At 60.0% G+C, this 23072-nt stretch carries 30 protein-coding genes; 26 read left to right on the top strand and 4 right to left on the bottom strand.

All coding sequences use genetic code 11. The features are described 5' to 3' along the window. Window positions 1-2: 2 nt before the first annotated feature. The 4 genes from MKZ87_RS10165 to MKZ87_RS10150 form a co-directional block, all read right to left on the bottom strand. Window positions 3-320 carry a pyocin activator PrtN family protein gene (locus tag MKZ87_RS10165; RefSeq protein WP_266200803.1) on the bottom strand — a complete coding sequence of 106 codons (318 nt, stop codon included), beginning with the start codon at window positions 318-320 and terminating at the stop codon, window positions 3-5. 158 nt (window positions 321-478) lie between these two features. Then, window positions 479-760, bottom strand: coding sequence for a phage antirepressor KilAC domain-containing protein (locus MKZ87_RS10160; protein ID WP_100847388.1), 282 nt, complete (start codon window positions 758-760; stop codon window positions 479-481). 10 nt (window positions 761-770) lie between these two features. Beyond that, window positions 771-1361, bottom strand: coding sequence for a hypothetical protein (locus tag MKZ87_RS10155; protein ID WP_266200801.1), 591 nt, complete (start codon window positions 1359-1361; stop codon window positions 771-773). Between the two features lie 258 nt (window positions 1362-1619). After that, window positions 1620-2393, bottom strand: a complete 774-nt coding sequence (locus MKZ87_RS10150) for a LexA family transcriptional regulator (RefSeq protein ID WP_266200800.1) — start codon at window positions 2391-2393, stop codon at window positions 1620-1622. Between the two features lie 77 nt (window positions 2394-2470). Here MKZ87_RS10150 and MKZ87_RS28990 point away from each other — a divergent pair, with 77 nt between their 5' ends. The 26 genes from MKZ87_RS28990 to MKZ87_RS10025 all read left to right on the top strand — a co-directional run bounded on the left by MKZ87_RS28990 (window position 2471) and on the right by MKZ87_RS10025 (window position 22990). Further along, a complete protein-coding gene (locus MKZ87_RS28990; RefSeq protein WP_416383548.1) occupies window positions 2471-2710 on the top strand; it encodes a transcriptional regulator in 240 nt (79 codons plus the stop codon). Between the two features lie 339 nt (window positions 2711-3049). Beyond that, the gene (locus MKZ87_RS10145) at window positions 3050-3568 is read left to right on the top strand and encodes a phage regulatory CII family protein (protein WP_266200799.1); all 519 of its coding nucleotides are present in this window, start codon (window positions 3050-3052) and stop codon (window positions 3566-3568) included. Next, window positions 3561-3791, top strand: a complete 231-nt coding sequence (locus tag MKZ87_RS10140) for a TraR/DksA family transcriptional regulator (protein WP_266200798.1) — start codon at window positions 3561-3563, stop codon at window positions 3789-3791. Before MKZ87_RS10145 ends, MKZ87_RS10140 begins: the two co-directional genes overlap by 8 nt. Further along, complete coding sequence (locus tag MKZ87_RS10135) at window positions 3781-6000, top strand: VapE domain-containing protein (RefSeq protein WP_266200797.1); 2220 nt, start codon at window positions 3781-3783, stop codon at window positions 5998-6000. The genes MKZ87_RS10140 and MKZ87_RS10135 overlap by 11 nt, the downstream gene beginning before the upstream one ends. Next, a complete protein-coding gene (locus MKZ87_RS10130; protein WP_038362361.1) occupies window positions 5993-6352 on the top strand; it encodes a hypothetical protein in 360 nt (119 codons plus the stop codon). Before MKZ87_RS10135 ends, MKZ87_RS10130 begins: the two co-directional genes overlap by 8 nt. Window positions 6353-6878: 526 nt before the next feature. Then, on the top strand, window positions 6879-7223 hold the full coding sequence (locus MKZ87_RS10125) for a phage holin family protein (RefSeq protein WP_266200796.1): 345 nt from the start codon (window positions 6879-6881) through the stop codon (window positions 7221-7223). 166 nt (window positions 7224-7389) lie between these two features. Further along, window positions 7390-7992: a terminase small subunit gene (locus tag MKZ87_RS10120; RefSeq protein ID WP_266200795.1), complete on the top strand. Its 603-nt coding sequence runs from the start codon at window positions 7390-7392 to the stop codon at window positions 7990-7992. Window positions 7993-7996: 4 nt separating this feature from the next. Beyond that, on the top strand, window positions 7997-10021 hold the full coding sequence (locus MKZ87_RS10115; RefSeq protein WP_266200794.1) for a phage terminase large subunit family protein: 2025 nt from the start codon (window positions 7997-7999) through the stop codon (window positions 10019-10021). Between the two features lies 1 nt (window position 10022). After that, the gene (locus MKZ87_RS10110; RefSeq protein ID WP_266200793.1) at window positions 10023-10229 is read left to right on the top strand and encodes a phage head-tail joining protein; all 207 of its coding nucleotides are present in this window, start codon (window positions 10023-10025) and stop codon (window positions 10227-10229) included. Next, window positions 10229-11713 (top strand): phage portal protein, encoded by a 1485-nt coding sequence (locus MKZ87_RS10105; protein WP_266200792.1) that lies wholly within the window; start codon window positions 10229-10231, stop codon window positions 11711-11713. Before MKZ87_RS10110 ends, MKZ87_RS10105 begins: the two co-directional genes overlap by 1 nt. Then, window positions 11710-12852, top strand: a complete 1143-nt coding sequence (locus MKZ87_RS10100) for a head maturation protease, ClpP-related (protein ID WP_266200791.1) — start codon at window positions 11710-11712, stop codon at window positions 12850-12852. Before MKZ87_RS10105 ends, MKZ87_RS10100 begins: the two co-directional genes overlap by 4 nt. Beyond that, entirely contained in the window at window positions 12849-13193 is a 345-nt protein-coding gene (locus tag MKZ87_RS10095) for a head decoration protein (RefSeq protein ID WP_103520674.1), read from the top strand. The genes MKZ87_RS10100 and MKZ87_RS10095 overlap by 4 nt, the downstream gene beginning before the upstream one ends. A gap of 62 nt (window positions 13194-13255) precedes the next feature. Then, on the top strand, window positions 13256-14251 hold the full coding sequence (locus MKZ87_RS10090; protein ID WP_098964724.1) for a major capsid protein: 996 nt from the start codon (window positions 13256-13258) through the stop codon (window positions 14249-14251). A 2-nt stretch (window positions 14252-14253) separates the two neighbouring features. Beyond that, entirely contained in the window at window positions 14254-14574 is a 321-nt protein-coding gene (locus tag MKZ87_RS10085; protein ID WP_145594951.1) for a head-tail joining protein, read from the top strand. Further along, a complete protein-coding gene (locus tag MKZ87_RS10080; protein ID WP_266200790.1) occupies window positions 14571-15227 on the top strand; it encodes a hypothetical protein in 657 nt (218 codons plus the stop codon). Before MKZ87_RS10085 ends, MKZ87_RS10080 begins: the two co-directional genes overlap by 4 nt. 1 nt (window position 15228) lies before the next feature. Next, window positions 15229-15768, top strand: coding sequence for a hypothetical protein (locus MKZ87_RS10075; RefSeq protein ID WP_266200789.1), 540 nt, complete (start codon window positions 15229-15231; stop codon window positions 15766-15768). Further along, entirely contained in the window at window positions 15765-16349 is a 585-nt protein-coding gene (locus tag MKZ87_RS10070; protein ID WP_266200788.1) for a phage baseplate assembly protein V, read from the top strand. The genes MKZ87_RS10075 and MKZ87_RS10070 overlap by 4 nt, the downstream gene beginning before the upstream one ends. Window positions 16350-16402: 53 nt before the next feature. Next, window positions 16403-16633: a hypothetical protein gene (locus MKZ87_RS10065; RefSeq protein WP_266200786.1), complete on the top strand. Its 231-nt coding sequence runs from the start codon at window positions 16403-16405 to the stop codon at window positions 16631-16633. A gap of 5 nt (window positions 16634-16638) precedes the next feature. Then, complete coding sequence (locus MKZ87_RS10060; RefSeq protein WP_266200784.1) at window positions 16639-16965, top strand: GPW/gp25 family protein; 327 nt, start codon at window positions 16639-16641, stop codon at window positions 16963-16965. Beyond that, a complete protein-coding gene (locus MKZ87_RS10055; RefSeq protein ID WP_266200783.1) occupies window positions 16962-17846 on the top strand; it encodes a baseplate assembly protein in 885 nt (294 codons plus the stop codon). Before MKZ87_RS10060 ends, MKZ87_RS10055 begins: the two co-directional genes overlap by 4 nt. 1 nt (window position 17847) lies before the next feature. Further along, window positions 17848-18456: a phage tail protein I gene (locus MKZ87_RS10050; protein WP_266200781.1), complete on the top strand. Its 609-nt coding sequence runs from the start codon at window positions 17848-17850 to the stop codon at window positions 18454-18456. After that, a complete protein-coding gene (locus MKZ87_RS10045; protein ID WP_266200779.1) occupies window positions 18449-20425 on the top strand; it encodes a phage tail protein in 1977 nt (658 codons plus the stop codon). The genes MKZ87_RS10050 and MKZ87_RS10045 overlap by 8 nt, the downstream gene beginning before the upstream one ends. Before the next feature lie 2 nt (window positions 20426-20427). Next, window positions 20428-20871 (top strand): phage tail assembly chaperone, encoded by a 444-nt coding sequence (locus tag MKZ87_RS10040; protein ID WP_266200777.1) that lies wholly within the window; start codon window positions 20428-20430, stop codon window positions 20869-20871. A gap of 103 nt (window positions 20872-20974) precedes the next feature. Then, window positions 20975-22141: a phage tail sheath family protein gene (locus MKZ87_RS10035; protein ID WP_266200775.1), complete on the top strand. Its 1167-nt coding sequence runs from the start codon at window positions 20975-20977 to the stop codon at window positions 22139-22141. Window positions 22142-22153: 12 nt separating this feature from the next. Next, window positions 22154-22657, top strand: a complete 504-nt coding sequence (locus MKZ87_RS10030; protein ID WP_047598893.1) for a phage major tail tube protein — start codon at window positions 22154-22156, stop codon at window positions 22655-22657. 12 nt (window positions 22658-22669) lie between these two features. Then, window positions 22670-22990 (top strand): phage tail assembly protein, encoded by a 321-nt coding sequence (locus MKZ87_RS10025; protein WP_266200771.1) that lies wholly within the window; start codon window positions 22670-22672, stop codon window positions 22988-22990. Window positions 22991-23072: the final 82 nt, after the last annotated feature.

The following is a 23072-nucleotide window of genomic DNA, read 5'->3' as shown; positions in this document are numbered from 1 at the left end:
TCTTACTCGGTTGGCTCGTCCTGCTGAGACTGCATGTCTTCATCGGCCTGGTAGGCGCGAATATCGATGAGCGATGCAACGTGTCGAATGTGTGCGTACTTGGGCGCTTTTCGACTTGAGTCCAGTGTGGTGATCGGTAGCTGGATCCGACCGCTGTTGATTTCGATCACGAACTTTTGCTCGTTGAGGTTGCGGAAATACTTCTCGCGCACGGTCTCAAGCGGAATCAGCACATCACCGAAGGTGCGGTAAAGCAGCTCGATGGTTGTGGATTCAGGAGCGGGACGTAGCCGCAGTGGAGCTTGGGTTGCGTTACTCATGGCTTTGTGTGGCCTCCTTGCGTTTGTTTCTTGCTGGGTGGTTCCAGGCGTTCAGGCAATGGCGTTTGGTCAATTCCCGCAGATGCTCGGGCACCTCAAGGAGTGCGGCATTGCGCTCCTCTCGTGTCCGCATTGCGATGATCTGTCGGGCGTATTCCCTAGGCCACGTCACGGCGGTCTGCCGGAATTTCTGGTAGGTCGATGCCGAGTTTTTCAGCCAGCCAGCGGATGCCGGCTTGCTTGACCCGCGTCGACTGGCTGTATTGCAAGCCGTACTTTTCGTCATACCAGGTGCCGTCCTTGACCCGCAGATACTCTTTGTCCCGTTTTGGGTAGGCTGGCAGATTGCCCTTCAGCAGATCTTTCTCCCGCATGAGTGCAATCAGTTTTGGACGTGTGAGGCCGAGTTGCGAGGCTGCTTGGGCGAGAGTGCGTTCCATATCCTCCACCTCATGCCGCGTGTGCGGCAGGTGTTGCAGCGGCCGCGAGATGGTTGATGGACTCGATAACCATGAGGTAAATCTCGGCATCGGTGTCGCTTACGGTGAAGCCCCGGGTGTTGGGTTTTTTGTTGCCGATGCTCAGGATGATGGTTGCCCCTCGGCGCGTGTGGGTGCGGTGAATGGCAACGTGCAGCGGGAGATCAAACCCCATGTCGAGGCTCAGCACGCCGCCGGTGCGCACCAGCTCAAGTACACGCTGCTTGTCTTGGGCTTCAAAGTGGCCGTATACGCGACTGGCATGCGGGAGATGAGCCTGGTCGCTGCAACCGCTCGGATCGAACGGCCCGTTGGCGATCTCCTCAATGAAGTCGGCCAACTTGAGGTGAATCTTTTTGTCATTTGGAAGCGTCAGCGTGTGACGCTCAGTCCCCAGCTCAACGCTGAATACAGTCTCGGTTGCGCCGCGTTCTACTTTGAGGCGAAACGCGAGACATTCACGCGTGGGAGCGGTTCGTAGGACATGGTTGAAAGTTTCGGTCAGGTTGGCCTGAGCTTTGAGCAACTGCAGGGTGCGGTTGTCGATCCGATATTTGCTCATGCCGCGTGCCCTCCGCCATTTGGATCAAATGGAGAGGGTTGGGACTTGGAAATAAGCTTTGGTTTGTTGTTGTGAATAATGACCAAGCAGCCGCTGAAGGACTGCAACTGCTCGATCATCTTTTTGTTACTGACGCACGCCGGATGGACGTGGAGGGTTGCACTGGTTTGCATGGGTGATGCCTCGCTCTGTGGTGTGAGAGTGAGGCAATTAAACTTAATGTTTATTTGTGAGTCAACACAAAATGTTTATTTCGTGTCAGAGCAAAGGAGCCGCTCGCAGTGGTCGGATAGTTGACCACCAAAATACACGACCGAGAATAACGATCCTCTGCTCCATTATCTCGTCGAATCCGTAATCCTCATCCTTGAATTCAGGTTGGTTGTAGCTACGCATCCTCAAGCCGCCACCGGGCAGTCGCTCGAGGAATTTCACCCTCAGTAATCCGTCATGATCAATTGCGTAGATTTCGCCATCTACGATTCGAGTCATGCCCTTATCGACTCCAACCGTCGCGCCGTGAAGGATTAGAGGATGGTTGCTATTCCCGGCGTTTGTTGCAAAAACGGCTTGGGAGGGGTCTACGCCACATAGACGCATGGTGTGCCTGGAAAATCTAAGCTTGGGGCCTGCAATTTCCTGAACGGCTGTGCGACCGTGCCCAGAGGAAAGCTCTACTTCCTTATACAACTTAAGTTCGACCTCGTCGTCTTCGAGCGGAGTGTCGTCATCCCAGGGGGCTAACGGTTCTAGATAGACAGGCAGAAGCTCCTCAAGCTTGTGGGGAGCGTCTTCAACCGTTTGATTGCTGAAAATCTTTGGTTCGAGCGGCTCGCCATCGCCGCCGTCAGCAAGCCAGCGAGGGTTTACGCCTAGCGAGTCCGCGACCGTGAATATCCTGCCCTTGGGTATCCCGCGTTTGAACCAATGATTGACGTGTTGGGGCTCCACCCCGATTGAGGCGGCGAAGTCTTTATACGAGATGCCGGCCTCATCGAGATGAGCGCGCAGGCGTTGTCCTGAGTTATTCATAAACTGAAAGTTTACCGGGGTAGACATAACGTTGAAATAAACGTAATGTGTACTCGTGACTACAACTGATAGCCGGAATGTCTATGGAAGCGTCCCCTTTACAAAGAGTGATCAATGCCGCTGGCGGCGGTAGAGCCCTCGCTGCTGAACTAGGTGTCAGCCCCATGGCTGTCTCCCAATGGAAAAAGCGGGGCGTTCCTGCCGAGCGTGTACCCGGAATTGTCCGTGCTTCAAAAGGTCAGGTTCAGGCTTTTGAGCTCCGTCCTGATCTGCCGGATTTGTTCCCTGTACCTGCTGATCCGAAACGAGCTGCCTGATCAAGTATTAGAAAAAAGGCGACCCAAAGGTCGCCCAGTTCCTCCCGACACGCACCACCACAGCGCTGTCGGGCCGCGATTGGGGTAGGAGGGCAAACCAAATGCAAAACCGCCTACTCCTCTCGCGTTTTCCAAGGCTCGGAAGCTTTGGTGTTGCTGCCTTTTCCACCACAGAGCTGGCAGCTGTTGCGCCAGGGGTGAACAACGGATTGTTCGCCCCGGCACGGTGCCGGTGTTGGTCTTAGGGACCTCGCCGGCGTTTGGGCACTTACACGCCACACGACAAATGTATCACCACTCTCTGTCGTGCGGCACTGGCAACATTCAAGGATTAATGCCATGAGCCGAATCGCTCTCAGTTCTGTAGATCGGGCGCAGCGGGAAGTCCTGCCGCTTGATCTCGCGCTTTACCACGCAGCACGCGACTACCCAGGTGGCGCTGCAGCCATCGCCGCCACCACAGGTCGCAACGCCACCACGCTGCAGCACAAGCTTTCCCCCACCCATCCGAGCCACACGGTGAACATTCAAGAGTTCGGAGAAATCCTGGAACTGACCAAGGATCGCCGGATTTTGGATGCGGTGCATGCACTGGTCGGCGACACGACCTGGCAGGAGTTGGCTGAGGCCTATACCAACGACATGCCCGAGACATTGACGACAGGCATCGCGGAGTATTTCCGGCAAGTGGCGGATCTGGCCGACACCTGGGCCAAGAGCATTGGTGATGGCGTCGTCACCGACCAGGAACTGGCAGCGATTCGCCTGCAGGTGTTCCGTGGGATTCAAGGGCTGCTCGGGTTGTTCAACCGTGCCACCTACGTCAATCAGACGACGCGAGGTGTTGACCGTGGCTGACATCGCAGACTTCGCGAATGACTTGGTGCAGGAGCGCGTCGACCAAGCGCTCGCAGCACGTCGTAACGCCGCTAAACCTGCCTTGGCGGCGCACTCATTTCTGTTCTGTGAAGAGTGCGATGAGTCTATTCCAGAGGCGCGCCGCGTGGCGCAGCCTGGCTGCACGCATTGTGTGGATTGTCTTTCTCTCGCGGAATTGAAGGGAGCTCGTCATGCTCGATGACGTTTTGGCACAGTTCGCGGACTACGGCCTTGTACCAGCGCAGCCGCTGGTGTTCGGTAAGCTCACTCGTTGCAAGACTACGCAGGATAAGGGCACCGAAAAGAACGGCTGGTACGTCGCCCATGAACATCGCACCGAGAAGGGCGAGACGCTTATTTTCGGCTCATTCGGGGATTGGCGTTCGGGTGAAACGCAGAAGATCAAGGTCAAGGCCGGTCGGATGTCACCCGAAGAGCGCGAGGTCATGCGTGCCCGTCAGGAGGAGGGCAAGCGTCGCGCTGCTGAAGTGTCGGCCAATGCGTCGCGTCGGGCAGCGAAGCGTGCGGACGGCTTGTTTAAGCGCATGCCGGAGAAAGGTCGCAGCGAGTACCTGGACCGCAAGCAGATCGTCGGTTTCCGGGTTCGCTACGCGCCGCGCTCAGGTGCAGTCTTGGTTCCCATGAGCAATGCGCGGGACGAAATCGTCGGGCTTCAGGTGATTTACCCGAGCAAACAGGAAGACACCGGTCGGGACAAGTCCTACTGGCCTTACGGGATGTCGAAAGAGGGTGCTTTCCACCTTATCGGGCCTGATGCTGATCCAGGTGATCCAGTGCTGGTATGTGAGGGCTACGCCACCGGCGCCAGCCTGCACATGGCGACTTCGCTGACCGTGGCGGTGGCATTCGACGCGGGTAACCTGCTGGCCGTGTGTAAGGCCATGCGCGAGCGGTTTGCCGGTTGCCCTCTGATCATTTGCAGGGATGATGACTGGAAGACCACGAAGCCAAACGGCGACGCCTGGAACCCAGGTGAAGAGAAGGCCAATAACGCGGCACTGATCGTCGGTGGCCAAGTGGTTGCGCCGATCTTCTCCAGTGAACGGGAAGTGAAGTGGACCGACTTCAACGATCTGCATGTCGCTGAGGGTTTGGAGGCGGTGCGCCGTCAGGTATTGGCCGTGGTCAAGCCACCGGCTGCAGGTGGTTGGAAAGATCTACTAGCTCGCAGCGATAGCGGCGCTCTGATCGCACACATGCAGAACGTTGAATTAATACTGGCCAATGATCCACGTTGGGCTGGGGTCATCAGCTACAGCGCCTTCAGTTCGAAGCTCGTCAAGCTACGTGCGGCGCCTTATGGCGGCGGCACGGGAGACTGGGCTGACATCGATGACGTGCGGGTGATGAAGTGGCTCGCGCAGCAATACAACCTTCGCGTCAAGGCGTCCCATGTGATCGAGGCGGTCAGTGTGGTCGCACATGATCATGCGTTTCATCCGGTGCGGCAGTACCTGCGCAAGCTCGAATGGGATCGCGTGCCACGTCTGGAAAGCTGGCTCACCGATGTCATGGGTGTGAAGGCCACCGACTACTCGTCCAAGGTTGGCAAGCGCTGGATGTTGTCGGCCGTGGCGCGAGTGATGAAGCCAGGCTGCAAGGCTGACTCGGTGATGATCCTTGAAGGTGCGCAGGGCGCCGGTAAGTCGACGGCGATGAGCATCCTCGGTGGCGAGTGGTTCATGGATACGCCGTTCGCGCTGGGCGACAAGGACGGCTTTCAGGCGATCAGGGGCAAATGGATTGTTGAGCTGGGCGAGTTGGACAGCTTTAACAAGGCCGAGAGTACCAAGGCCAAGCAGTTTTTCTCGGCGTCCACGGACACTTATCGCGAGAGCTACGGCCGTCGCACGATGGACGTGCCGCGTCAGTGCGTGTTCGTGGGTACGACGAACCAGGACGAATATCTCAAGGACGCTACCGGTAACCGCCGTTATTGGCCGGTGGCATGTACCAAAGTGGATCTGGAGTTGTTGCGCTCGATCCGCGACCAGCTTTGGGCCGAGGCGGTTTTCTGCTACGACGCGGGCGACCTCTGGTGGGTAACGCTGGATGAGGCGGCATTGTTCGCGGAGGAGCAGGACGAGCGCTTCGTAGTGGACGAATGGGAAACACCAATCTTGACCTGGTTGGAAGAGTCGCAGATTGGTGAGACCACGACCGGCAGCGAGGTGCTGACTCAGGCTCTCAAGCTCGACCCGGGACATTGGGGTAAGCCGGAGCAAATGCGTGTCGGTGCAATCCTGCATCGGTTGGGCTGGAGACGTTTCCGGCTCGGTGCAATGACCAAGAGTCGGCAGCGGTTGTGGGGCTACAAAAAGCCAGCGGACTGGGGGAAGGCGCCTGCCTTGGAGTTAGAAGCTTCAGAGGAGCCTTGTTTCGGTGATTAAGGAAATCGATTCGCTGCTTAGGCTGTGGGCGCAGGAGCTGCATTCCGAACATTCGAAAGGGGGGCTTGCTGGGGGGAACATGGTTGCCATGATGATGGAAAGCAATGGGCAACTGATTCGTGGACGGCGGGCCTTTCGTGCGCCGCTGGAGAGTTCACTCGACATCGAGCTGATCGTGAACAAGCATCTTCCGCCTGAGCTGGTGACGGTTGTTCGGGAGCATTACTGCACGCTCGACGTTGATATGCGCTTGCGGTACGCGCATTGCGGTTGTGGCCGTGACACGTACTACCAGCGCCTGCATGAGGCACACCTGCAGATCTTCGGCGTGATGATGGGGATGGCTGCGTGACCCCAGGCTTTCGTCAGGCTGTTGCTGTCCCACCGGCCCGCCTTGTCCCACTATGTTTAGACGTAGTGGGACAGGTGCGGGCCTTGTCTTTGCTGGGCTGTCCCACCGTCCCACCTTGCAACGTCACCCGCCCGCATATGCGTAGCAGACACAATGCACGCGCGCTTCACGCGCAAGCGTGTTTATAAATTTCTCTCTTTACACGAGAAAATAGATAAATAAGTAGGACGGTGGGGCCAAGCCCCGAATCTAGGTGCTCTCAGGCGTCCCACCTCAATTTTAAGAGGTGGGACAGATGGGACGCCGCCGAAACAACAGAATGCCGTGGTGAGTTATTCGCTCACATTCGCTAGACGTTCACCCCTCATTGACCACTTATTCACCGGGTGGCATTAAACCGGGGTTGCTGCCACCGGAATCGACCTGTAAAAAGTAGTCATCTTCGATAGGTGCGACCGCAGAGAGCGGCACGTACCAACCACCAAACCCGGCCATTGCGCCGGGTTTTTGCGTTTAGGGGTTGGCGATGACAAGCGAGCAACAAGCACTGGCAGAGATGCCGATCTGGTTAGTGATCGTCCTGGCCCTGGTCGGTGGCGTATCGGGAGAAATGTGGCGGGCCGACAAGGATGGGGCGCGAGGCTGGGCATTGTTGCGCAGGCTGGCACTTCGGTCAGGTGCCTGCATTGTCTGCGGGGTGTCGGCGATGATGTTGATGATCGCCGCCGGTATGACGATCTGGACGGCGGGGGCCTTGGGTTGTCTCACAGCGATGGCGGGTGCTGATGTGGCCATCGGGTTGTACGAACGCTGGGCTGCTAAACGGCTGGGCGTCAGCGAAGTCCCGCCCGCCGGGGGCGCGCAGGGTTGATGCACCGATCTGGGGCGCCCAAAATCGCCGGGGACCCTAGGGGTATCTGAAGGACACGGGGTCGGAAACCCGCGGGAAAGTGTTAGCGGGAGCGCCCCCAGCTTACTGAAATTCAATCCATTGAAATTGAAAGGTCTGCATTGAAAAGCCGTTGAAAGGAGGGCTTATGACAGAACCAACTTACCTGTCGAAAAGCGCCTTCGCGGCTCGGATCGGCAGGGCACCGAGCTACATCACCTGGTTGAAAAACAACAACCGCCTGGTGCTGTCGCCGGACGGAAAACTGGTGGACGTTCAGGCCAGCGAAGCGTTGATTCGCGACACCGCTGACCCGAGCAAATCCGCCGTCGCTGATCGGCACCAACAAGACCGGATTCAGCGTGACGTTTACAGCCAACTGTCGACTCAGACCGAGCCGACTTCCACGGCTGCGCCGCCGCAGGTGCTTACCGGCGACGGCAAGCTCCCCGACTTCCAGAAGGCCCGCGCCCTGCGCGAGCACAACATGGCCAAGCTGGCGGAGATCGAACTGGGCAAAGCCCAAGGCTCCCTGGTCTCCAAGGAGGCTGTCGAAACCGGTGCCTACAACGCCGGCCGATTGCTGCGTGACCAGCTGTTCGGGCCATTGCCGCAACTGTCACACGACCTTGCGGCAATGACCGATCCCTGGCTGATCGAGAAACACCTGACAGCCACCTTCCGTCGAACGCTGGAGGAAGCCGAGCGGCTCTCTTCAGCCGATCTTGAACACGCCATGACAACGGACTGAATCTATGCACACGGAATTTCCTGATGGTGCAGAGGTGTACCGTGAGGCTTATTTCCGTGGACTGCGCCCCGATCCCGATCTTTGGATCGACGAATGGGCCGACGAGTACATGCGAATCCCGCGTGACACCGGCGCCCCTGAACCCGGCCAGTACCGCACCTCACGGACACCTTATGCCCGCGAGCCAATGCGCTGCCTGTCGCCGGCTCACCCTTGCAGGCGCGTGGTCACCATGGTGGCCTCGCAGCTGATGAAAACGCAGATCGCCCTGAACTGGATGGGTGGCCTGATACACATGGCGCCGTCGAACATCCTGGCGCTGCTCCCCAGCCTTGGCCTATCTAAGCGGGTGTCTGGGCGGATCAGCAAGACCATCAAGGCCACCCCCGTTCTGCGCGAGCGCGTCGCGGCCACACGCTCGCGGGACGCACGCAACACGATGGATACCAAGGAATTCGAGGGTGGCTCGCTTTACGTCACCACCGCCGGTTCTGCGGCCAACCTGTCGGAGCTGTCGGCGCGTTACATCTACGGCGATGAAGTTGACCGCTGGGAGAACGACGTCGGTCAGGAGGGTGACCCCATCAAGCTGGCAGAGACACGGGCGACCAACTTCGGTCGCAACGCCAAGATCTACTTCTCCAGCTCGCCGACGATCAAAGGTGCCTCGCGGATCGCCGATCTGTTCGAGTCCAGCGACCAGCGCTACTACTACGTGCCATGCCCTACCTGCGGTCATATGCAAGTTCTGGAATGGGAACGGCTGCACTACAGCAAGGACTTCGGCACTGTGCATTACGAGTGTGCAGCACCTGAGTGCGACGTGCTGATCGAGGAGCACCACAAGAGTGACATGCTTGCCAGAGGCGAATGGCGCGCTCATGCCGGTGGCGACGGCAAAACCGTTGGTTTTCACCTCAATGCACTGTACTCGCCGACCGGCTGGATGGATTGGGCCGGCCTAGCCGTGGAGTTTGAAGACGCAAAAAAAGCCCAGGCCCAAGGTGACACGAGCCTGATGCAGGTGTTCTACAACACCCGTCTGGCCAAGGTTTGGGACAGCGCACTCGAACAGACCAAGGCGGAAGTGCTCATCGCCCGGGCGCGGCTGGAGACCTACACCCTCGGCGCGATGCCGGCCGGCGTGCTGATGCTGACCGGGGCCGTCGACGTTCAGGCCAATCGCCTAGAGCTGATGGTGATGGGCTTCGGCGTCGGCATGGAACGCTGGGTGGTCGATCACCAGGTCATCTGGGGCGATCCAGCAGACGACCGCACCTGGGCTGTGCTGGACGAGAAACTCAAGGCGCGTTACCGGCATCCTTGCGGTGTCGGGCTGGCGATTCTCGCCGTCGGCGTCGACTCCGGCGGTCACCACACCGACGAGGTCTACCAGTTCTGCCGCGTTCGCCGCTGGCGCAATATCTTCGCCATCAAGGGGGCGAGCAAGCCGGGCCGCCCGGTCATTGCACAGCGTCCGTCCATGGTCGACGTGACGTGGAAGGGGCAGACCGAACGCAACGGCGCCGAGCTGTGGTTCGTCGGTACCGACACAGCGAAAGACTGGATCTACAACCGCTACCCGTTCCCGGATGGTCCGGGTTCGCTGCATTTTGCCAACGACCTGCCGGACGAGTTCTTCGCCCAGTGCGTTGCCGAACGCAAAGTCGTTCGCTACGTGCGCGGACACAAGCGCATCGAATGGGTGAAGGGCAAGGCCGAGCGCAACGAAGCGCTCGACCTGATGGTGTACTGCCTCGCGATGGCGCATTACCTCGGCATCAATCGTTACCAGGAACACGACTGGGATCGGGTGCGCCAAGCGCTGGCCCAGTCCGGCTTGTTCGACGACGCTTTAGGCATCAAGCCTGTTCAGGGCGAGCGACTTGATGGCGAGCAAACACCAGCGCCTGCAGCTGTGCGCCAAGCTCAGCCCGCGCCCCCACCCGCTGCACCGGCTGCGCAATCGCGACCGGCAGCTCCCCCTCAACGCCGTAGTTCCACCAGCGGTTACCTGAAGAGACGCTGATATGTCCTTTACTCAAAAACACCTCGACGCCATCGAGCGCGCCATTGCGCGTGGCGAAAAGACCGTGCGCTACAGCGACCGAACGGTGGAATACCGCGACGTCGACGAACTGCTCCGCGCCCGTGAAGAAATCCGCAGCTCGCTCACCAGCGCTGCCGGCCCGCGCTCGCGGGTTGTGCGGCTCAGTCATGGAGGCAAGGGAATCTGATGGCTCGACAATTCCCGGCGCTCTCACGTAGCGGATTCTTGCTGCCATCGAACATCAAGGCCAGCTACGAAGGCGCCGGGGAGGGTCGCCGATCTGCTAGCTGGGATGCCACCGACAACGGCATCAACAGCATCAACACCCCGGCGCTGCGCAACCTGCGTGCCCGCTCACGGGCGGCGGTGCGCAATGACCCGTATGCGGCCAACGCCATCAACAAACGGGTCAGCAACCTAATTGGCACCGGCATCACGCCACGCCCAAAGGTCAAAGACGAAGCACTGCGCAACCTGCTGCAGGAACTATGGGACGACTGGGCTGACGAGTCGGATGCCGACGGTCTGTGCGACTTCTACGGCCAGCAGGCGCTGGTGGCTCGCACCGTGGAAACGGCGGGCGAGTGTTTTGTCCGCTTGCGTCCGCGCAGTCTGGACGAAGGCCTGGTGGTGCCGCTGCAACTGCAGACCCTGGCTCCGGAGTTCGTGCCGCACGACAAGTTCGAGATGACAAAGACCGGCAACATCATTCGCGCCGGAATCGAGTTCAACCCGGCCGGTAAGCGCGTGGCTTATTGGATGTACCGCTCGCACCCGCGTGATGCGTCGTCGCTCAACAGCGGCTACAACCAACTGGTGCGTGTACCGGCCAGCCAAGTACTGCACATCTTCGAACCGCTGGAACCGGGACAGTTGCGCGGCGTGCCGCGCATGTCTCCGGTGCTCAAGCGCCTGCGCAGTCTCGATAACTACGACGATGCGGTGCTGTTCCGACAGGAGGTCTCCAATCTGTTCGCCGGTTTCATCAAGCGCCCGTCGCCAGACATGGGGCAAGCGCCGCGTGACCCGGTTACCGGCCAACTGATCACCGCTGACCGCGACGGCTTCACACCGATGGTGGCACTCGAACCCGGCACGATGCAGGAGCTGGGCGCAGGTGAGGAGGTCGAGTTCTCCAAACCACCGGACGCCGGCAACAACTACCCGGACTTCATGCGTCAGCAACTGATGGCAGCGGCAGCGGGCACCGACACCCCCTACGAGATCCTCACCGGCGACATGAAAGGCATTAACGACCGTGCGCTGCGCGTCGTGCTCAACGAGTTCCGGCGCCGCCTCGAACAGCTGCAATTCAATGTCTACATCCACCAGCTTTGCCGGCCAGTCCGCGCCGCTTGGTTGGACATGGCGGTATTGAGCGGTGTGATCGAGTTGCCGGACTACGCCAAGCGCCGTCGTGAATTTCTGCGCACCCGCTGGGTGCCTCAAGGCTGGGCCTACATCCAGCCGGTGCAGGACGTGCAGGCGCGAATGCTTGAGGTCAATGCCGGGTTCGGTTCGCGCAGTGAGATGTGTCTGCGAACTGGTTACGACTCCGAAACGGTCGACGCGGAAAACGCCGCCGACGCTCAACGTGCCCGCGAATTGGGCCTCAATTATCGAACGCTCGTCGAGGTTGATATTGAACACGACGATCAGGAGAAACCATGAAACTGCCGTTCTCTCTACGAATCTTCAACAAACTGGACGGGCAACTGCCCGTGCAAGACAAACACTGGTACAGCCTCCGGGCCAGCGGTGAAGCCGAACAGCGCACTATCGAGGTGTACGTCTACGGCGAGATCGGCACCTGGGGTATTACGGCCAATCAGTTCGTGCGTGACTTGGCCGCGTTGGATGACGGTACTTCACCGATTGTAGTGGCGTTCAATAGCATCGGCGGCGACCTGTTTGATGGTCTGGCCATTCATAACGCCCTGTCGCGTCTGGGTGAGCGCTGCACCGGTCGTGTCGATGCCCTGGCCGCCAGTGCCGCGAGCGTTGCAGTCTGCGGCGCTCATCGGGTGGTAATCGCGGAAAACGCCGCACTGATGATCCACAACCCGTGGACTTATGCCTCGGGTGATGCCGAAGATATGCGCAAGGTAGCGACCGCTTTGGATCAAGCGCTGGAACTCATCATCACGGCCTACAAGGCCAAGGCACCGGATATCGACGAGGTAGAGTTGCGGCGCCTGGTCAATGCAGAAACCTGGCTGACAGCTCGCGAAGCGGTGGCCCTCGGATTGGCCGATGAAGTCGGCGACGGTGTGCAAATCAAGGCGTGTCTGGGGCAGGGCACGTTCATGCAGAAATACCAGCACACGCCCCAGGCGCTGCTGGATCTGCTCAACGAACCCGCGAAACCGACCGAGCCTGTGGTTGACAAGCCTGAGCCATCGGCACCTGGTGCGGATGCTGCGGCGCTGGCTCTGCTGATCACCCAGTCATGCACTCAGGCCGGTATCAGTAACTTGATCGAACCGCTGATTGCAGCGACCAAGCTGGTTGACGAAGCGACTGTGCAGGCCGCGATCACCCAGGCCAAGTCGATCCGCGATCTGTGCGTTGCTGCCCGGCTACCAGAGTTTGCGGTGGAGTTTGTACAGGCCGGACTGGACACCGGTGCCGTGCGTGCGCGGCTCTTCGACAAAGTCGTAGGGAAGGGCGGGGGCTTTGAGATCGACAACAGTCTGCCGCAGAACGAAGACCTGGCTCCCAAAATTCAAGCCAAGCAACCCGATCCGCCGTCCATTTGGGCGGCGCGTCAGGCCGCTCAATCTCAAGCCTTTAAAGGAGTAAGACCATGACTATCAAACGCGAACCGATGCATGCAGGTGAATTCCTGCTGTCCGAGGGCGCCGGAACCATCTCGCGAGAGGCAATCAACGTCGCTGCCGGTCACGCACTGGAGCCGGGTCAGATCCTCGGCCTGGTAACTGCGAGCAGTGAGTTCGCTCCGTACAACCCGACCGCCGAAGATGGCACGGAAAACGCCATCGCAATTCTCTACGGCCCGCTCGGTGAGTCGGATGTCGTTCGTCGCGGCCGCGCCGTGGTGCGGTTGGCCGAAGTCAGCGAGGCACACCTGACCGGCCTGGATCTGGCCGCCGAGAAAGCACTCGCCACTCATTTCGTGATCGTCCGCTAAGTCGATCCTTCTTTTATATGCATCCCGCCGCGTGCGGGATTTTTCGTTTCTGGAGAGTACCTATGGCCGATATCGCCATTTTTGACGACGAAGCATTCAGCGTCGATTCGCTGACCGCTGCACTCAACGATCAGCCTTACTTGCCCGGGCGCATCAGCGCGTTGGGACTGTTTCGCGAGGAAGGCATCACCACCCTGACCGTTCAGATTGAAAAGGACGGCGATACCCTGGCCCTGGTGCCGGCTGGTGAGCGAGGCACCTCCGGTCTGGTGGTTGCGGGCAGCAAGCGCACCCTGATCCCGTTCAACACCGTGCACCTGCCGGAGCGCTTCACGATCAAGGCCGACGAGATCCAAGGCATCCGTGCATTCGGTACTCGTACTGAGTTGCAGGCGGTGCAGGACGTGGTCAATGCACGTCTGGCCAAGGCACGGCGCCAGTTGGACGCCACGCACGAATTCCAGCGCATGGGTGCATTGAATGGCCAGATCCTTGATGCCGATGGGAAGACCGTACTGCTGGACCTCTATGACCGCTTCGGCGTGGATCGCCAGAAACTGTCCATGGGCTTGGCGGATTCGAGCACTGAACTGCGGGTCAAGTGCGGTGAAGCCCTGGACATGCAGGAAGACGCGCTCGGCAGCGTGACCAGCACCGGCTCCCGTGCCTTCTGCGGCAAGAACTTCTGGAACAAGCTGATCGTTCACAAGTCGGTCAAGGAGACCTACCTCAACAGCCAGCAGGCAGCAGCCCTGCGCGGTGATGCTCGTGAGAGCTTCGAGTTCGGCGGCATCATCTGGGAGCGCTACCGTGGCAAGGTGGCCGGTGTATCGTTCGTGCACGACGACAAGGCGCTGCTGATTCCCGAAGGCGTGCCCGACCTTTACATCTCGGTGTTCGCACCGGCTGACTACATGGAAACGGTCAACACCCAAGGCATTCCGTACTACAGCATGATCGAGCCGTTGCCGTTCAAAAAAGGTATGGCTGGTGAAGCCCAATCTAACCCGCTGCACCTTTGCACGCGGCCACGTGCGCAGATTCTCTTGGAACTCTGACCATGTCCTTCCGCGAATTGCTGGAAGACGTCGACGACACGGTGTTCGAAACCCTCGGCGACACGGCTCGGATTGAGGGCTACGACGAGCCGGTGCTGGGCATGTTCGCTGCACCGTGGTTGCAACCCAAGATGGGCAATACCAGGACGGCGTTGCGTGAGCCAAAGTTCGAGATCCGCGTCCGCGATTCGCATGGGTTGAAAAAAGGACTGTTGGTCAGCGTGGAGTTGCCGGCGTTGGACGGCGGTGGAGACTACGACCTGCTGCAGCTGGAGCCGGGCGGTGACGGTCTGGTTGCCTTGATTCTGAGGAAACGCTCATGAGCGTCGGCAGCTACTTCAAACCCTCGGCTGGTGGCGGGATGATCTCGCTGCAAACCTCGGCGGCAGACCTGAAAGCCTTTCAGGATTTCGCCGCCGTGCTGCCAAAGGCAGCGGCCAACGCCCAGCGCCGAGCGATCAACAAAACCTTGCGCTGGCTTGCCACACACATCGCCCGCGCCGTCGGCCGGCAGGAACGCATTGCGGTCGCTGCTGTGCGTCAGCGACTGCGGGCCTATCCGGTCAGCGGTGGGGCGAACAGCGGCAAATTGTGGTTCGGCCTCAATGCCATGGAGGCCAGTCGCATTGGTCGCCCTCGGCAGAGTCGGTCCGGTGTGTCCGTGGCCGGTCGACGCTTTCAGGGCGCGTTCTTCAAGAAGGTCTACGGCAACAGCGCGGACGTCTGGATCCGCACAGCGAGCAAGCATTTCGACGCCAGTGACTACCCCGACAGTGATGTCAGCGGGGCGGGTGGCGCCAGTTCAGGCTGGATCGCCGAACACGGTAGCCGTTTTCCGTTGGCGAAAGCCAAGGTATCGCTCGAGCAGGCGCGGCCACACTTCGAAAGCTGGATTCGCAAGGCTGACGAACAGTTGGTGCATGTCCTGCAGCAGGAACTCAATTTTGAAGTGCAGAAGCACTTGAAGGGGAAATGACGTGACGGATGAAGTCGACGAGCCGTTCAGTCTTGAGCAGTTGTATCAAGCCATTGAGCGGCGCATTCAGGATCATTTGCCGGACCTTCAGATCGTCGCGACTTGGCCCATCATCGAAAGCAGTATTCCACTGCCAGCGGTGCTGGTCGAACTGGCAGAGATGGAGCCAGGCATCGACCCTGGAACCGGTGAGACGGGCCTGTCGTGCAAGTTCGAAGCGCGGGTGATTACCGACCCGATTCAGCCCGATCACCATCAGCAAGCAGTGTTTATCGTCGGGCAATTGGCTGTGTTACTTCGGATGCAGTCCTGGGGTATCGAGGTCGAACCGGCCGAGTTTGTTCAGGCTATGCCGGACTGGACCAAGCCCGAGCTGGACGGCTACACGGTCTGGGTCGTGGAGTGGACGCAGCAGATCTACCTTGGCGAAGCGCAATGGCCGTGGCCAGATCAGCCACCGGGCACGCTGCTGTTCGGCGTTGAGCCAGACACGGGCCTGGCCAACAAGGAGAAGTATTTTGCTCCGGAGAATCTGCCATGAGCGGCTACGTCAGCGCCCAGCATGATCGCATGCTCGCTGGGCTTGTGAAGGACTGCTATGTGGTGGCGGTGGATCTCGCCGCGTCACCACCGGTGTGCCGGGTGTCGGACGGAGAATGGGTCAGTGGTTGGGTACGCTGGCACAGCATCGCCGCCGGCAAGGCGCGGCACTGGCGGGCGCCCAGCCTTAACGAGCAGGGCACCTTGATCAGTGCCAGTGGCGAGGTGGCGCAGGGCACATTCATTCCCGGCCTTTATGGTAATGGCGGCGCGCCGCCGGACAATCGCGATCACGTCGAAGTCTGGCGTTTCGACGATGGCGGATCTCTGGTCTACGACTGGCAGACGAGTAGCTACACCGTCAGCGTGCCAAGCGGTACGGTCACGATCAAGGTCGGATCAACCCTGGCCGAAGTCACCGACAATGCCATCGTGGTGAAGTCCGGAACGATCGATCTGGAGGGCGTTTTGAATATCAAAGGGCAGGTCAACATCGACGGCCCGCTGCACGCTACCCAAAGCATCACCAGCGATGCCGATATCCTGGCTGCCGGCCAAAGCGACAACCATCACAAGCACTAACTCAACATTTACTCAGCCCGCCGTGTGCGGGCTTTTTCATGCCTGGAGTTCCCATGGCCAAACACCAAGATGAAACGACTGCGTCTGAGTCCACTCCCATCAGCCCAGTGCTGATGCCCATGACCGTGACCTTCCGCGACAAGCTCTACACCTCGCGCACGGTTGTCCTGCCGGACGGCCGCACGCTCGCCGTGGCGAAGAACAAAGTCACGGTCGATAGCGCCGACGATGTGGCGTTAAAAACGCTTAAAGCCCATGCCGAGTTCGAGCAACTCAAGGAGTAAATCCGATGATCGGAATGGATCGCCACACCGGGCAACCCATCTCCGGCATCGAGCATTTACGCCAGTCCATCGGGGACATCCTCGGCACGCCATTGGTGAGCCGCCGTGAACGTCCGGAGTACGGCAGCAAGCTCCGGCGCATGGTCGACCTGCCTGTCAATGAGGGCTGGAAAAGCGCCGTGCAGGCTGAAGCCGCCCGGGCGCTGGATCGTTGGGAGCCACGTTTGAAGCTGGAACGGGTGCGTGTGCTGTCCGTGCTGGGCGGCAAAATCAACATACAAGTCAGCGGCGAATACCTCGGTGTGCGCGGCACGTTGGAGGTGTGGGTATGAGTACCCTGGTGGATCTGTCGGAGCTGCCGGCACCGGACGTGCTGGAACCGCTGGATTTTGAAGAAGTGTATGGCGAGGCACTCGACGTGTTTCGCGGCCACATGGGCGGGAACTGGACGGCCTCTCTGGAAAGTGATCCGGTGACCAAGCTGTTGGAGGTCGCCAGCTACATCAAGCTCGGCAACCGGGCACGGGTCAACGACGCGGCCAAATCGCAACTCCTGGCCTATGCGACGGGCGCCGATCTGGAGCACCTTGCGGCTAACGTCAATCTCAAGCGCCTGGTGATTCAACCTGCCGATCCGCTGGCGGTACCACCGGTCGAGGCGGTGATGGAATCACACGACGCTCTGCGCGAGCGCGTGCAATTGGCCTATGAGGGACTGACCACGGCAGGGCCGCGTAACAGTTACATACTGCATGCGCGCAATGCTTCAGCGCTGGTGGCAGATGCAACGGCTGAAAGCCCGTCACCGGCCTGTGTGGATGTCACGGTGTTGGGCCTTGAAGGTGACGGCACGGCCAGTCCTGAACTGTTGAAGTTGGTCGCCACGGCGGTGAATGACGACGATGTGCGCCCGGTGGGTGATCGCGTCACGGTGCGCGGCGCGCAGATCCTGCGCTACCGCGTAGACGCCGTGCTGCACATGAAAGGTGCTGGGCCGGAGAACGACGCCGCGCTTACCGAGGCGATTAAGCGGCTTGAGGCCTGGATCAATCCACGCCGCCGGTTGGGCGTCGAAGTGGCGCGTTCTGGCGTCGATGCGCAGCTGCACGTTGCCGGCGTGGCCCGTGTGGAGCTGACGGACTGGCTGGATCTCAAACCGACCAAGGCGCAGGCGGCGTACTGCACCGGTTATTCCGTCGTGCTGGGAGATTGATATGCGCAGTCTCTTGCCGCTAAACAGCACTCCCCTGGAGCGGGGTATCGAGGCGACGTTCGCCGAAAACACGTTGATTCCGCTGCGCACCTTGTACAACCCCGACACCTGTCCGGTGCACCTGCTGCCGCATCTGGCCTGGGCCTGGTCGGTCGACCGCTGGGACCCTTCGTGGTCGGAGTCGGTCAAGCGTGCCGCCATCAAGGCCTCGTTCTTCATCCACAAGCACAAGGGCACCATCGGCGCCTTGCGTCGAGTGGTTGAGCCGCTGGGCTACCTGATCGAGATCGTCGAATGGTTCAACACCGTGCCGCAGGGCGTGCCGGGCACCTTCGCGCTGAAGGTGGGGGTGCTGGACACCGGCATCACCGAGGAAATGTATCTCGAACTTGAACGCTTAATCGACGACGCCAAGCCCGTCAGCCGACAACTTACCGGCTTGGCCATCAGCCTGGAAACCCAAGGCAATTTAGACATTGCCGTGTCCCTCTACGACGGCGACGAAATCGACGTTTACCCGCCCGTCATGCGTGACATTGAGGTCACCGGCAGTATTGGCGTGGTCGGCCGCGAACACACCATAGACACTCTGGACGTTTATCATGATTGATGCGAATTCGCAGTTTTTCGCGATCCTCACGAACGTGGGGATGGCCAAACAGGCGAACGCCGACGCGCTCGGCATTGCCTGGAAGATCACGGAAATGGGGGTTGGCGATGCGAACCCGGGCGGGTTGGCCGACCCGCCGAATCCGATCCCGTCGGCCGATCAAACTAAGTTGCTCAACGAGTGGCGGCGCAAACCGTTGAATCAGCTACGGGTTGACCCGGTCAACTCGGCGGTGATCATCGCCGAGCAAATCATTCCGGCCGACGAGGGCGGTAAGTGGATTCGCGAAATCGGTCTCTACGACGCGGACGGAGATCTGGTGGCGGTGGCCAACTGTGCGCCGAGCTTCAAGCCGCTGCTGTCGCAAGGCTCCGGCCGCACGCAAGTGGTGCGGATGAACTTCGTGGTCAGCAGCACGGGCAACATCACGCTCAAGATTGACCCGGCGGTGGTGCTGGCGACCCGTGAGTGGGTGCTTGCGCAGATTCTGGAGGAATTGAGCAAGCTCGATATCAAACAGTCAGTGCGCGCTGCCACCACGGCCAACATCAATCTGGTCGGTTTGCAGGTGGTGGACGGTGTTTCGCTGAACGCTGGCGATCGGGTGCTGGTGAAAGACCAGACAGTGGCCAAGGACAACGGCCCGTATGTGGTGGCTGTGGGTGCGTGGGTACGGGCCAAGGATGCGGACAACAGCGCCAAGGTTACGCCGAATCTGACGGCGGCGGTCGAGGTCGGCGCGACGCAGGCCGACACGATTTGGCAACTGGTGACGGATGGCCCGATTGTCGTAGGCACCACTGCGCTGACATTCAAGAACATTACGGACGGTTTTGCCCGGTTGTTCTCACCGACGTTCGCCGGCAACCCCACGGCCCCGACGCCGGCACAGTTCGATAGCAGCAAGTCGCTGGCTACGACTGAGTTTCTCAGGCGTCGTGGTTTCGAGTTCTCGGGATTCACGACCAACGACGCGAGCCTTGTGCTTTCGGCGACGCACGTCGGCGGCCTACACAGTTTCTCCGCCGCCACGCAACTCACGGCAACCTTGCCACCGACGGCGGGTGTAGCGCAGGGGGCGACGATCACGCTGGTCAGTGCCGGTCCGGGTGGCTTGAAAATCGTGGGTTCGGGCGCTGACGTGGTGTACACCTCGACCGGTGCGGCCGGGCCTCTGGTGCTGGCCCTGGGCGACACGGCCGAATTTATCCGCCTGCAAGACCAGTGGCGACTGGTCGGCGGTTCGGTGCTGTTGCGCTTTGCGGGGACTATGAGCGGCGCGCACTTCATCACGCAGGCGCAGTTCGATAACGGCAAGGCGCTGGCAACGACGGAATTTGCGCAGCGGGCGCAGGGGAATTTTGCCGGGCGCGTGGATATTGGAGCATTGCCCGCAACGCTCAGTGCCTCGGCCGCCGGCTGCCGTATTGTGCTAGCGGCGTCAGGGACGCTGACCATGCCGCCAGTCGCTTCGGTGCCCACTGGCACGAAGTTTTTTCTATTCAACACGACGCCGGGTGTGGTCACCCTTGCTCGGCAGGGTACGGACGTTATTGCCGCGATGTCCGTTATCTCCCAGACTTCCGTGACTCTCCAATCGCTTTCTACCATCGTGATTACGGCGGGGAACGGGCAGTGGGTCGTTGAAGAAGGTATGTCTGCTCTGAAATATTCGCCCGAGTTCGCTTGCAGCAGTGGCGTGACTGGCTGGGTTAAGAACCCTAGCGGCTTGATCGAGCAGTGGGGCCAAGGGAAAACGGATGCAAACGGTCTAGTTTATGTGTCTTTCCCCTTGGCATTTACTGGGGCCGGGGTGCGTAACATTTCTATATTGCATCAAGGTGGATTGCCCGTGATGTCCTGTGTCGTCGCAGGGTCTGTGACGAATGCCGGCTGTACCCTTCGCGTTGCGCAAGCTTCGGGCGGTCAAGCTGATTGGTCGGTAATGTGGCGAGTGATAGGGTTTTAATCATGGATAAAGTAATTTTTTTTAGTCCCACCACCTGCGGCGCTTACAGGTTGGATGTGCATGGCGCGAACATGCCGGCGGACGTGGTGGAAGTGTCGGAAAGTGTTTGGCAAGCGCTGCTCGATGAGTTGGCGATCAGTCCAAAAAAAATGTCGTCGCGGCCTGACGGTCAGCCGGTGCTGATTGATCCCCCGCCGCTCGATGCTCAAGAACTGGCGGAGGTAGAACGTACCTGGCGCGATGCGCAATTGGCGCTGACTGATCCGCTGGTTTCCCGGCACCGCGACGAGATCGAGGAGGGCGGCGCGACCTCGATCACCGCTGAGCAGTACGCGGAGCTGCAGGCTTACCGCCGGCAGTTGCGCGACTGGCCGCAAGGCTCGCAATTCCCGCTAGCCGAACATCGACCAATCGCACCGCTGTGGTTGACCGAATCACTTCAATAACCGCCCCGCACTGACGGGGCGTCTTTCATTCCGCCACGCATAACATCAACACCTTGAGCCTCGCACACACGCGGGGCTTTTTCGTTTCTGGAGAACGAGCCTTATGAGTTTCTTTCACGGCGTCACGACCACCTCGGTCGATACCGGCGCACGCACTATCTCGCTCCCGTCCTCGTCGATCATCGGCCTGTGCGACACCTTCAGCCCTGGCTTGGTGGGTGGCGGTACGGCCAAGGCCGGCGAACTCAAGCTGATCACCACCGAACGTGAAGCCATTGCAGCGTTCGGCGCCGATTCAGCGATCACCAAGGCCTGCAAGGCGATTTACGCCAAGGCCAAGGCAGTAATCGTCGCCATCGGTGTGCCGAAGATGGACGACCCGGCGCTGCAGACCTCGGCCATCATCGGGGGTGAGTTGGCGTCCGGTCAGCGTACCGGTCTGCAGGCGCTGCTCGATGGCAAGAGCCTGTTCAACGCCCAGCCGCGATTGCTGATCGCCCCCGGCCATTCGGCTACGCAAGCAGTGGCCACGGCCATGGATAGCCTGGCGCAAAAGCTACGGGCTATCGGGATCATTGACGGGCCATGTACCACCGACGAGGCCGCCATGGCCTACGCGAAGAACTTCGGCAGTCGCAATCTGTTCATGGTCGACCCCGGTGTGCAGTTCTGGGACACCGGCGAAAGCAAGACGCTGGACGCGCCTGGTTCGGCCTGGACTGCCGGCCTGTTTGCCTGGACCGATGCCACCTACGGTTTTTGGGCTTCGCCGTCGAACAAGGAGCTTACCGGCATCACCGGTACCACCCGTGCGGTCGAGTACCTGGATGGCGATGAGACCTGCCGAGCCAACCTGCTTAACAACGCGAACATCACCACGATCATTCGTGACGACGGTTTCCGTCTCTGGGGTAACCGCACGCTGTCGAGCGATCCTAAATGGGCGTTCGTCACCCGCGTGCGCACGCTGTTCATCCTCATGGATGCGGTACAGGCCGGCCACAAATGGGCAGTCGATCGCTCGATCACCAAGACCTACGTCAAGGACGTCACCGACGGCCTGGAAGCGTTCATGCGCGACCTGAAAAATCAAGGCGCGGTGATCAACTTCGAGGTGTTCCCGGATCACGAATTGAACACGGCCAGCCAGATCGAGCAGGGCAAGGTGTACTGGCGGATCCGCTTCACCGACGTACCGCCGGCTGAAAACCCGAACTTCCTTTTCGAGGTCACCAACGAGTGGATGACCGAAGTGCTTGAACCTGCCTAAGGAGGCACCCTGATGATTCCTGAAGTTCTTTCCAACTGCGCCGGGTTTATCGACGGCGTCAGTTTTGCTGGCGAAATGCCGAGCCTTACGCTGCCCAAGGTGGTGCTTAAAACCGAAGCCTACCGAGGCGGCGGCATGGCCGGCGAGGTCGAGATCCCGACCGGCGTGGAAAAGCTCGAAGCCGGTTTCACCACCAACGGTGTGCGCCGCGAAGCGCTGAAGTTTTTCGGCCTGTCTGACCGCACCGCCTGTAGTGCGGTGTTCCGCGGCTCGTTCAAAGGCCTCAAAGGCAAGGTCACCCCGGTGATCGTCACCATGCGTGGCGGTATCAAGGAAGTCGACATGGGCGACTGGAAGCCCGGCGACAAGGCCGAGACCAAACACAACATGGCACTGACCTACTACAAGCTCGAAGTCGCCGGCCGCGTGGTTTACGAGATCGACATGCTGGGGATGGTCCTAGTCGTCGATGGCGTCGACCAGCTCGCTGACGAACGTTCGGCCCTTGGCCTTTAAGGACACGATGAAATGACGCAAACCAATCAAGCTACTCAAGAAAAACCACTGCCAAGCTGGCTGCAACTGACCGAGGAAGGTTTTCGCATCTCACTGCGACACCCCACCGAACTGTCGGGTGTGCTGGTCGACACGCTGACTATTCGTGCGCCGTGCGTTCGAGACATTCGAGCCGCGCAAGCGACCAGCAACGGCGATGAAGAAAAGCGCGAAATGTCGCTGTTCTCCTCGCTGACGCAGACCCCGGAACAGGATCTGATGGCCCTCAAACTGGTCGACTACATGCGCCTGCAGAAAGGCTATTTTCGTCTGGTCCAAGACGACGAGATTTGACGGGCCGACGTTGAAGGGACTGGCCAAGCGACTGGCCAAGGAGACGGGTTTCTCGGCAGCCGAGATCATGGCCATGCCCTTC

The sequence above is a fragment of the Pseudomonas sp. MCal1 genome (assembly GCF_026341415.1).
In the GTDB taxonomy this organism is placed as follows: Bacteria; Pseudomonadota; Gammaproteobacteria; order Pseudomonadales; family Pseudomonadaceae; genus Aquipseudomonas.
The sequence above is the reverse complement of the archived record's forward strand: the minus strand, read 5'-3'. Positions and strand labels throughout refer to the sequence as shown.

Bases quoted from the DNA above. Each gene is read 5' to 3' on its own strand.
- MKZ87_RS10110 (WP_266200793.1), top strand. From the start codon at position 10,023: ATGTCCTTTACTCAAAAACACCTCGACGCCATCGAGCGCGCCATTGCG.
- MKZ87_RS10085 (WP_145594951.1), top strand. From the start codon at position 14,254: ATGTCCTTCCGCGAATTGCTGGAAGACGTCGACGACACGGTGTTCGAA.
- MKZ87_RS10150 (WP_266200800.1), bottom strand. From the start codon at position 2,393: ATGAATAACTCAGGACAACGCCTGCGCGCTCATCTCGATGAGGCCGGC.
- MKZ87_RS28990 (WP_416383548.1), top strand. From the start codon at position 2,471: ATGTCTATGGAAGCGTCCCCTTTACAAAGAGTGATCAATGCCGCTGGC.
- MKZ87_RS10070 (WP_266200788.1), top strand. From the start codon at position 15,765: ATGAGCGGCTACGTCAGCGCCCAGCATGATCGCATGCTCGCTGGGCTT.
- MKZ87_RS10055 (WP_266200783.1), top strand. From the start codon at position 16,962: ATGAGTACCCTGGTGGATCTGTCGGAGCTGCCGGCACCGGACGTGCTG.
- MKZ87_RS10115 (WP_266200794.1), top strand. From the start codon at position 7,997: ATGCACACGGAATTTCCTGATGGTGCAGAGGTGTACCGTGAGGCTTAT.
- MKZ87_RS10030 (WP_047598893.1), top strand. From the start codon at position 22,154: ATGATTCCTGAAGTTCTTTCCAACTGCGCCGGGTTTATCGACGGCGTC.
- MKZ87_RS10040 (WP_266200777.1), top strand. From the start codon at position 20,428: ATGGATAAAGTAATTTTTTTTAGTCCCACCACCTGCGGCGCTTACAGG.
- MKZ87_RS10060 (WP_266200784.1), top strand. From the start codon at position 16,639: ATGATCGGAATGGATCGCCACACCGGGCAACCCATCTCCGGCATCGAG.
- MKZ87_RS10065 (WP_266200786.1), top strand. From the start codon at position 16,403: ATGGCCAAACACCAAGATGAAACGACTGCGTCTGAGTCCACTCCCATC.
- MKZ87_RS10045 (WP_266200779.1), top strand. From the start codon at position 18,449: ATGATTGATGCGAATTCGCAGTTTTTCGCGATCCTCACGAACGTGGGG.
- MKZ87_RS10100 (WP_266200791.1), top strand. From the start codon at position 11,710: ATGAAACTGCCGTTCTCTCTACGAATCTTCAACAAACTGGACGGGCAA.
- MKZ87_RS10025 (WP_266200771.1), top strand. From the start codon at position 22,670: ATGACGCAAACCAATCAAGCTACTCAAGAAAAACCACTGCCAAGCTGG.
- MKZ87_RS10090 (WP_098964724.1), top strand. From the start codon at position 13,256: ATGGCCGATATCGCCATTTTTGACGACGAAGCATTCAGCGTCGATTCG.
- MKZ87_RS10155 (WP_266200801.1), bottom strand. From the start codon at position 1,361: ATGAGCAAATATCGGATCGACAACCGCACCCTGCAGTTGCTCAAAGCT.
- MKZ87_RS10125 (WP_266200796.1), top strand. From the start codon at position 6,879: ATGACAAGCGAGCAACAAGCACTGGCAGAGATGCCGATCTGGTTAGTG.
- MKZ87_RS10105 (WP_266200792.1), top strand. From the start codon at position 10,229: ATGGCTCGACAATTCCCGGCGCTCTCACGTAGCGGATTCTTGCTGCCA.
- MKZ87_RS10165 (WP_266200803.1), bottom strand. From the start codon at position 320: ATGAGTAACGCAACCCAAGCTCCACTGCGGCTACGTCCCGCTCCTGAA.
- MKZ87_RS10120 (WP_266200795.1), top strand. From the start codon at position 7,390: ATGACAGAACCAACTTACCTGTCGAAAAGCGCCTTCGCGGCTCGGATC.
- MKZ87_RS10135 (WP_266200797.1), top strand. From the start codon at position 3,781: ATGCTCGATGACGTTTTGGCACAGTTCGCGGACTACGGCCTTGTACCA.
- MKZ87_RS10050 (WP_266200781.1), top strand. From the start codon at position 17,848: ATGCGCAGTCTCTTGCCGCTAAACAGCACTCCCCTGGAGCGGGGTATC.
- MKZ87_RS10095 (WP_103520674.1), top strand. From the start codon at position 12,849: ATGACTATCAAACGCGAACCGATGCATGCAGGTGAATTCCTGCTGTCC.
- MKZ87_RS10160 (WP_100847388.1), bottom strand. From the start codon at position 760: ATGGAACGCACTCTCGCCCAAGCAGCCTCGCAACTCGGCCTCACACGT.
- MKZ87_RS10035 (WP_266200775.1), top strand. From the start codon at position 20,975: ATGAGTTTCTTTCACGGCGTCACGACCACCTCGGTCGATACCGGCGCA.
- MKZ87_RS10080 (WP_266200790.1), top strand. From the start codon at position 14,571: ATGAGCGTCGGCAGCTACTTCAAACCCTCGGCTGGTGGCGGGATGATC.
- MKZ87_RS10145 (WP_266200799.1), top strand. From the start codon at position 3,050: ATGAGCCGAATCGCTCTCAGTTCTGTAGATCGGGCGCAGCGGGAAGTC.